This is a genomic window from Streptomyces sp. NPDC002054 (assembly GCF_040296685.1).
Classification (GTDB): Bacteria; Actinomycetota; Actinomycetes; order Streptomycetales; family Streptomycetaceae; genus Streptomyces.
This window is the reverse complement of the sequence record NZ_JBEOXT010000023.1, coordinates 65,742-75,529: the sequence shown is the minus strand read 5'-3', so window position 1 is coordinate 75,529 and position 9,788 is coordinate 65,742. Positions and strand designations below refer to the sequence as shown.

The following is a 9,788-nucleotide window of genomic DNA, read 5'->3' as shown; positions in this document are numbered from 1 at the left end:
GCACGCCGGGCGGGGCCGCCACGCGCCCCCGCCCGGCACCGCGACCCACCCCACCCGGAACCACCCCGGTCAGACCCGTACGACCGCCTCTCTGGCATGGAGCCACGCACATGGTGAACGAGGAAAAGCTTCGCGACTACCTCAAGCGGGCGACCGCGGATCTGCGCCAGGCCCGCAGGCGGTTGCGCGAGGTAGAGGAGCAGAACCAGGAACCCATCGCGATCGTCGCGATGAGCTGCCGCTACCCGGGCGGTGTCCGCACCCCCGAGGACCTGTGGCGGCTCGTCGCCAACGGCGAGGACGCGATCTCCGCCTTCCCCGTCGACCGGGGCTGGGACGTGGAATCGCTGTACGACGCCGACCCCGACAGCGCCGGATCCAGCTACGTTAGCGAGGGCGGCTTCCTCTATGACGCGGCCCGCTTTGACCCGGCCCCCTTCGGGATCTCCCCGCGCGAGGCCATGGCGATGGACCCGCAGCAGCGGCTGCTGCTGGAGACCTCCTGGGAAGCGTTCGAGCGCGCCGGTATCGACCCGACCTCCATGCGCGGCAGCCGCACCGCCGTCTTCGCCGGCGTGATGTACCACGACTACACCGCCCGCCTGGACTCCGTCCCCGAGGGCGTCGAGGGCTTCCTCGGCACCGGCAGCTCCGGAAGCATCGCCTCCGGCCGCGTGGCCTACACCTTCGGCCTCGAAGGCCCGGCAGTCACCGTCGACACGGCCTGCTCGTCCTCCCTGGTCACCCTGCACCTGGCGGTGCAGGCCCTGCGGGCGGGGGAGTGCTCCATGGCCCTCGCCGGCGGTGTCACCGTGATGGCGACCCCGGCCACCTTCACCGAGTTCAGCCGCCAGCGCGGGCTGGCCTCCGACGGCCGGTGCAAGCCCTTCGCCGCCGCGGCCGACGGCACCGGATGGGGCGAGGGCGTCGGCATGCTGCTCGTGGAGCGGCTGGCGGACGCGCAGCGCAACGGACACCCGGTGCTCGCCGTCATCCGCGGCAGCGCGATCAACCAGGACGGCGCGAGCAACGGGCTGACCGCCCCTAACGGCCCCTCGCAGCAGCGCGTCATCCACCAGGCGCTCACCAACGCCCGCCTGTCAGCCGCCGATGTGGACGTGGTCGAGGCGCACGGTACGGGTACCCGGCTCGGGGACCCGATCGAGGCGCAGGCGCTGCTGGCGACGTACGGCCAGGACCGGCCGGACGACCGCCCGCTGCTCCTCGGCTCCATCAAGTCCAACATCGGACACACCCAGGCCGCCGCCGGTGTCGCGAGCATCATCAAGATGGTGGAGGCGATGCGCCACGGCGTGGTGCCGAAGACCCTCCACCTCGACGAGCCGACCCCGCACGTGGACTGGGAGGCGGGCGCCGTCGCCCTGATCGGCGAGACGGTCGATTGGCCGCAGACCGGTGCCCCGCGTCGTGCGGGTGTGTCGTCCTTCGGGTTCAGCGGGACGAACGCGCACGTGATCGTGGAGCAGGCGCCGGAGGCGGAGGCGGAGTCGGCCGAGGTCGAAGTCCGTTCGGACATGCCGGTGGTGCCGTGGGTGCTGTCGGGCAAGAGCGTGGCGGCACTGAGGTCCCAGGCGGAGCGGCTTGCCGGCCGACTTGCCGGCCGGCTCGCTGGTGCGTCCGACGATGTGGATCGGCTCGATCCGGTGGACGTGGGCTGGTCCCTCGCGTCCACGCGTGCCGGGCTGGAGCACCGTGCGGTCGTCCTGGGCGAGCACGCCGCCGGTGTCGACGCGGTGGCAGCGGGCGTCCCGGCGCCGGGTGTGGTGACCGGGTCCGTGGTCGGTGGCAAGACCGCCTTCGTCTTCCCCGGGCAGGGCTCGCAGTGGGTGGGCATGGCCGCGGAACTGCTGCGGACCACGCCCGTGTTCGCCGCCCGCATCGAGGAGTGCGCGAAGGCGCTGGAACCCTTCACCGACTGGTCGCTGACGGAGGTGCTGCGCGGGGCCGAGGGAGCGCCCTCGCTGGACCGGGTGGACGTCGTCCAGCCCGCCCTGTTCTCCGTGATGGTGTCACTGGCCGAGGTGTGGCGCGCCGCCGGAGTCCGGCCGGGTGCGGTGATCGGCCATTCCCAGGGCGAGATCGCCGCCGCGTGCGTGGCGGGGATCCTGTCGCTGGAGGACGCGGCCCGGGTGGTGGCACTGCGCAGCCAGGCGATCGGCCGGGTGCTGGCCGGCCTGGGTGGCATGGTGTCCGTGCCGCTTCCGGCCGCCGAGGTCCGGGAGCGCATCGCGCCCTGGGGTGCGGAGCGGATCTCCGTAGCTGCCGCCAACGGCCCCTCCTCGGTGGTCATCTCGGGTGAGGCCGGAGCCCTGGACGAGTTCCTCGCCGCGTGTGAGGGCGACGGGCTCCGCGCCAAGCGGATCGCGGTGGACTACGCCTCCCACTCCGCCCAGGTCGACCTCCTGGAGCAGGAGCTGGCCGGGCTTCTCGCGCCGATCACCCCGCGGGCCGCCGAGGTCCCCTTCCTCTCCACCGTCACCGGCGAGTGGGTCAAGGGTCCCGAGCTGGATGCCGGCTACTGGTTCCGCAACCTCCGGCAGACCGTGGAGTTCGAGCAGGCCACCCGCATGCTCCTGGAGCACGGCTTCGGCGTCTTCATCGAGTCCAGCCCGCACCCCGTCCTGACCATCGGCATGCAGGAAACGATCGAGGACGCAGGCCGTGAGGCCGCCGTCCTCGGCTCGCTGCGGCGCGACGAGGGCGGCCCGGAGCGGGTCTGGCGCTCGCTCGCCGAGGCGTATGTGCACGGTGCGGCCGTCGACTGGGACGCGGTGTTCGCGGGTACGGGTGCCCAGCGTGTGGACCTGCCGACCTACGCCTTCCAGCAGGAGCACTTCTGGCTCGAAAGCGGCACCGCCCCGGACCCGGCCGCCGCCGTGTACGCGGCCGACACCGCCGACGCGCGGTTCTGGGAAGCCGTAGAGGCGTGCGACGTGGCCGCTCTCACCGCCGAGCTGGACATCGACGCCGACGACACGCTCACCGCGCTCCTCCCCGCGCTGTCCTCCTGGCGGCGGCAGAGCCGGGAGCGGTCCACCGTCGACGGCTGGCGCTACCGGATCACCTGGAAGCCGGTCCCCGAGCCCGCCGTCACTCGGCTCACCGGCACCTGGCTGGTCGCCGTCCCGGAGGCCCTGACCGGTCCCGGTCCCGTCGATGACAGCACCGAAGCCGTGCTGCGTACGCTCGCCGAACACGGCGCCGATGTACGGCAGATCGCCGTCCCCCGCGCCCACGACGCACGGGCCGAGCTGGTCGGACGGATCCGCGAGGTCCTCGCGGACGGCCCCGCCGTCGCGGGAGTGCTGTCCCTCCTGACCCCCGCCGGGACCGACACGGCCGCCGGTGTGATCGCCACGCTGACCCTCGTCCAGGCGCTCGGCGACACCGATGTGGCGGCTCCGCTGTGGTGCGCCACCCGTGGGGCCGTCTCCGTGGCCCGCTCCGAGCAGCAGACCGATCCCGCGCAGGCCCCGATCTGGGGCCTCGGCCGGGTGACGGCCCTGGAGCACGGCGAGCGCTGGGGCGGCCTGATCGACCTGCCCCCGCAGGCCGACGACCGAACCCTCGACCGGCTGGTGGGGGTCCTGGCCGGGGATGCGGCCGAGGACCAGGTGGCCGTCCGCGCCTCCGGGGTCTTCGTACGCCGCCTCGTCCGGGCCCGCCTGGCCGAGTCGCCGGCGGTACGGGAGTGGCGTCCGCGCGGCACGACGCTGGTCACCGGTGGTACGGGCGCGCTGGGCGCGCACGTGGCCCGCTGGCTGGCCGAGAACGGCGCCGAGCACCTGATCCTCACCAGCCGGCGCGGCCCCGACGCCCCCGGCGCAGACGGGCTGCGCGACGAACTGACCGCGCTCGGCGCCCAGGTCACCCTCGCCGCCTGCGACGTCAGTGACCGCGACGAACTCGCCGCGCTCATCGCCTCCGTACCCGCCGACCAGCCGCTCACCGCGGTGATCCACACGGCGGCCGTCCTCGACGACGGGGTCATCGAGGCGCTCACCCCCGAGCAGATCGAGCGGGTCCTGCGCGTCAAGGTGGATGCCACCCGGCACCTGCACGAGCTGACCCGGGACCTCGACCTGTCCGCGTTCGTCCTCTTCTCCTCCTTCGCCGCCACCTTCGGCGCCCCCGGCCAGGGGAACTACGCGCCCGGCAATGCCTTCCTCGACGCCTTCGCCGAGTACCGGCGCGCCTCCGGCCTGCCCGCGACCTCCATCGCCTGGGGCCCCTGGGGCGACGGAGGCATGGCCGAAGGCGCCGTCGGGGACCGGATGCGCCGCCACGGCGTCATCGAGATGGCCCCCGAGCGGGCGGTCAGTGCCCTCCAGCACGCACTGGACCGCGACGAAACCACCCTGACCGTCGCGGACATGGAGTGGAAGCGCTTCGTCCTGGCCTTCACCTCCGGCCGCGCCCGCCCCCTGCTGCACGACCTGCCCGAAGCACAACAGGCCATGGAGACCGCCCGTACCGACGCGGCAGACGACAGCGGCAGCGCCGCGGTGCTCGCCCGGCAGCTCGCCGGGCAGCCCGAGGCCGAGCAGGAACGGCTGCTGCTGGACCTGGTCCGGACGGCCGTCGCCGCCGTCCTCGGATACGCCGGGCCCGACGCCGTCGAGGCCGGCCGGGCCTTCAAGGAACTGGGCTTCGACTCCCTCACCTCCGTCGAGCTGCGCAACCGCCTGAACGCCGCCGCCGGCCTCAAGCTGCCGCCCACCCTCGTCTTCGACTACCCGACGCCCACCGTCCTTGCCCGGCACCTGCGGGCCGAGCTCGCCGGTCAGAGCGCGGCGGGCGCCGCGCTCGTACCCACGGCGGCCGTCCCCCTCTCCGACGCCGAACCGATCGCCGTCGTCGCGATGAGCTGCCGCTTCCCCGGCGGCGTCCGCAGCCCCGAGGACCTGTGGCAGCTGCTTGCCTCCGGCGGTGACGCGCTCTCGCAGTTCCCCGCCGACCGCGGCTGGGACGTGGAAGCGCTGTACGACCCCGACCCCAACGCCCAGGGCACCTCCTACACCCGCGAGGGCGGCTTCCTCACCGACGCGGCCTCCTTCGACCCGTCGTTCTTCGGGATCTCGCCGCGCGAGGCCCTGGCCATGGACCCGCAGCAGCGGCTGCTCCTGGAAGCCTCCTGGGAGGCGTTCGAACGGGCCGGCATCGATCCGGAGACCCTCCGCGGCAGCCAGTCCGGCGTCTTCGTCGGCACCAACGGCTCTGACTACTCCCACCTCGTGCACGGCGCCAACACCGAGGGCCTGGAAGGACACCTGGCCACCGGCAGCGCGGGAAGCGTCGTCTCCGGCCGTCTCTCCTACACCTTCGGTCTCGAGGGGCCGGCCGTCACCGTCGACACGGCCTGTTCGGCGTCGCTGGTCGCCCTCCACCTCGCGGTGCAGGCCGTGCGGGCCGGGGAGTGCTCGATGGCCCTGGCCGGCGGTGTGACGGTCATGTCCACGCCCGGCACCTTCATCGAGTTCAGCCGTCAGCGCGGCCTGTCCACCGACGGCCGGTGCAAGGCGTTCTCCGCCGATGCCGACGGCTTCAGCCCGGCCGAGGGCGTCGGCATGCTGCTCGTGGAGCGGCTGTCCGACGCCCGCCGCAACGGGCACCCGGTCCTGGCCGTGATCCGAGGCACGGCGATCAACCAGGACGGCGCCTCCAACGGCCTGACCGCCCCCAACGGACCCTCCCAGCAGCGCGTCATCCGGCAGGCCCTGGCCAATGCCCGGCTGTCGGCCGCCGATGTGGACGTGGTCGAGGCGCACGGTACGGGTACGACGCTCGGGGACCCGATCGAGGCGCAGGCGCTGCTGGCGACGTACGGCCAGGACCGGCCGGCCGGGCAGCCGCTGCTGCTCGGCTCCATCAAGTCCAACATCGGCCACGCGCAGGCCGCGGCCGGCGTCGCCGGCGTGATGAAGATGATGCTGGCCATGCAGCACGGGGTGCTGCCGCAGAGCCTCCACATCGCCGAGCCCACTCCGCACGTGGACTGGAGCGCGGGTGAGGTCGTCCTGCTGACCGAGCAGCGGGCATGGCCCGAGACCGGTGGCCGTCCCTGGCGCGCGGGTGTGTCGTCCTTCGGGTTCAGCGGAACCAACGCCCATGCCATCATCGAGCAGGCCCCGGCCGAACAGGGGTCCGACGGGCAGGGGACCCCTGTGCCGCCGGCCGGCCACCCCCTACTGACCGCGATGACCCCGGACGACACCGGCGCCGACCGGCTGACCCCGCTGCCCTGGCCGCTGACGGCCAAGACCGAAAAGGCGCTGTGCGGCCAGGCAGAACGACTGCTGAACCACCTCGACACCCGTCCTGACCTGCGGAGTGTCGACGTCGGCCACTCCCTGGCCACCACCCGCACGGCCCACGGCCGGCGCGCGGTACTGATCGGCCGGGACCGGGCGGAACACCTCGCGGGACTGGCCACCCTGGCCGCCGGAGGCACCGCACCCCTGCTCGTCCAGGGGTCGGTCATCGGGGGCAAGACCGCCTTCGTGTTCCCCGGACAGGGGTCGCAATGGGTGGGCATGGCCGAGGCGCTGTTGGACGCTTCACCCGTGTTTGCTACCCGGGTTGATGAGTGTGCGAAGGCGCTGGAGGCGTTCACCGACTGGTCGTTGGTGGACGTGCTCCGCGGTGCCGATGGCGCGCCTTCCCTCGACCGGGTGGATGTGGTCCAGCCTGCGCTGTTTGCGGTGATGGTGTCGCTGGCCGAGGTGTGGCGGGGCGCGGGTGTCCGTCCGGGTGCGGTGATCGGTCACTCGCAGGGCGAGATCGCCGCCGCGTGCGTGGCCGGGATCCTGTCTCTCGAAGACGCGGCCCGGGTGGTGGCCCTGCGGAGCCAGGCCATCGGCCGAGTCCTGGCGGGGCTGGGCGGGATGGTGTCCGTACCGCTGCCGGCTGCCGAGGTCCGGGAGCGGATCGCGGTGTGGGGTGAGGAGCGGATCTCCGTCGCCGCCGTCAACGGCCCGTCCTCGGTGGTCGTCTCGGGCGAGGTCCAGGCCCTCGAAGAGCTGCTGGCCGCGTGTGAGGCGGACGGAGTTCGGGCCCGGCGGATCGCGGTGGACTACGCCTCCCATTCCGCGCAGGTGGACCTGCTGCGGGACGAACTTGCTGAGCTTCTCGCGCCGATCGTCCCTCAGTCCGCAGAGGTGCCGTTCTTGTCCACCGTCACGGGTGAGTGGGTGAAGGGGCCTGAGCTGGATGCCGGTTACTGGTTCCGGAACCTGCGGCAGACCGTGGAGCTGGAACAGGCCACCCGCACGCTGTTGGAGCAGGGCTTCGGTGTGTTCATCGAGTCCAGCCCGCACCCGGTCCTGACGGTCGGCATGCAGGAGACCGTCGAGGACACCGGCCGGGAGGCCGCTGTCCTGGGTTCCCTGCGCCGTAACGAGGGCGGCCTGGAGCGTTTCTGGCTTTCCCTCGGCGAGGCCTACGTACGCGGTGTCGCCGTGGACTGGGACGCCGTCTTCGCAGGAGCCGGCGCCCAGCGGGTGGATCTGCCGACCTACGCCTTCCAGTCGCAGCGGTACTGGCCTGAGGCCGCGCTGGTCGAGGCGGATGTGCTGCCGGCGGAGAGCGCGGTCGATGCCCGCTTCTGGGACGCCGTCGAGCGCGAGGATCTCGCCGCACTCACTGCCGAGCTGCGTATCGAGGGCGACCAGCCGCTGACCGCTCTGCTTCCCGCGCTGTCCTCGTGGCGGCGGCAGAGCCGCGAGGCGTCCACGGTCGATGGCTGGCGCTACCGGGTCACCTGGAAGCCCCAGGCCGAAGCCACCACCAGCGCCCGTCTCTCCGGGACCTGGCTGGTCGTCGTGCCCGAGGCTTTGGAGGGCCCGGCCGCGGACACGGCCGCCGCTGTCCTGCGGGTGCTCGCCGACCGTGGTGCGGACGTCCGTACCGTCACCGTGGCCCCGGACATGGCCGACCGTGACGCGCTCAGCGCCACCCTGACGGCGGCGGCCACGGACGGTACGACCGTCCCCGCCGGCGTCCTCTCCCTCCTCGCCCTCGGCGGCGAAGACGTCGCGCTGCGTGCCCACACCGGGCTGCTCACCACCGCCGCGCTCGTTCAGGCCCTCGGTGACGCCGACGTGTCCGCGCCGCTGTGGTGCGTCACCCGTGGCGCCGTGTCGGTGGCCCCGTCCGAGCGGCTCCAGGATCCGGCCCAGGCACTCCTGTGGGGCTTCGGCCGGACCGCCGCGCTGGAGTTCCCCGACCGCTGGGGCGGTCTGGTCGACCTGCCCCCGCAGGCCGACGGCCGGACCCTCGAACGGCTCGTGGGAGTCCTCGCCGGTGACGGAGCCGAGGACCAGGTGGCCGTCCGGGCCTCCGGGCTGTACGGCCGGCGCCTGGCCCACGCCTCGCTCGCCGACTCGCCGTCCGTGCCGGCCTGGAAGCCTGGCGGCACGACGCTGGTCACCGGTGGTACGGGCGCGCTGGGCGCGCACGTGGCCCGCTGGCTGGCCGAGAACGGCGCCGAGCACCTGATCCTGACCAGCCGCCGCGGTGCCGAGGCGCCCGGCGCGGCCGAGCTGAGCGCGGAACTGACCGCGCTCGGCGCCCAGGTCACCGTCGCCGCCTGTGACATGGCCGACCGGGACGCCGTCGCCGGCCTCCTGGCCTCCGTCCCCGCCGACCGGCCGCTGACCGCCGTCGTGCACACCGCCGGCGTCCTGGACGACGGGGTCATCGACGGACTGACGCCCGAGCGGTTCGCGACCGTGCTCGCCCCCAAGGCGGACGCGGCACTCACCCTCCACGAGCTGACCCGCGACCTTGACCTGTCGGCATTCGTGCTGTTCTCCGGCGTCGCCGGCACCCTCGGTGACGCCGGGCAGGCCAACTACGCCGCCGCCAACTCCTACCTCGACGCCCTCGCCGAGCAGCGGCACGCCGACGGCCTGCCCGCGACCTCGGTGGCCTGGGGCCGGTGGGGTGACAGCGGACTGGCCGCGGGCGGCGCCATCGGGGAGCGGCTCGACCGCGGCGGGGTGCCCGCCATGGCGCCGCGCGCCGCGATCCGCGCCCTCCACCAGGCCCTTGACCACGCCGAGCCGGCCATCGCCGTCGCCGACATCCAGTGGGAACGCTTCACGCCCGGCTACACCGCCGTCCGGCCCAGCCCGTTCCTTGCTGACCTGCCCGCGGTACGCCGGCTCGCCCAGGCCGCCCCGGCCGCCGGTGAGGCGGACGGCGCGGCCGGGGAAGGGTCCCCGGGCGAGGCGCTGCGCCGCCGGCTGTCGGCGATGCCGCAGGCCGAACAGGGCCTGGCCGTACTGGAACTGGTCCGGTCCCACGCGGCGACCGCGCTCGGGCACCCCACCACCGACGAGGTGGGCGCGGGCCGCGCGTTCAAGGAGCTCGGCTTCGACTCCCTGATCGCGCTGGAGCTGCGCAACCGACTGAACGCCGCCACCGGGCTGAAGCTCCCGGCGACGCTGGTCTTCGACCACCCGACCCCCGCGGTCCTGGCCGAGTTCTTGCGGGCCGAGATCGTCCAGGACGGCAGCACCGCGACCGCGCCCGGCATCGCGGAACTCGAAAAGCTCGAATCCGCGCTGTCCGTCCTCGATCCGGACGGAGAGACGCGCGCCGACATCGCCTCGCGCCTGCAGGCACTCCTGGCGAAATGGGGTGAATCGCAAGTCGACCAGAGCGGCGGGGCCGTGGCCGAAAAACTTCAGGAAGCCACGCCTGACGAGCTCTTCGACTTCATCGAGAACGAGCTCGGCATCTAGCACAGCGGACAGCAGGCAGTA

1 protein-coding gene is annotated in these 9,788 nt (G+C 73.4%); it reads left to right on the top strand.

The genetic code is table 11. The features are described 5' to 3' along the window. Positions 1 to 110: 110 nt before the first annotated feature. Positions 111 to 9,767 (top strand): type I polyketide synthase, encoded by a 9,657-nt coding sequence (locus ABT123_RS21855; protein WP_351317146.1) that lies wholly within the window; start codon positions 111 to 113, stop codon positions 9,765 to 9,767. Positions 9,768 to 9,788 lie beyond the last annotated feature (21 nt).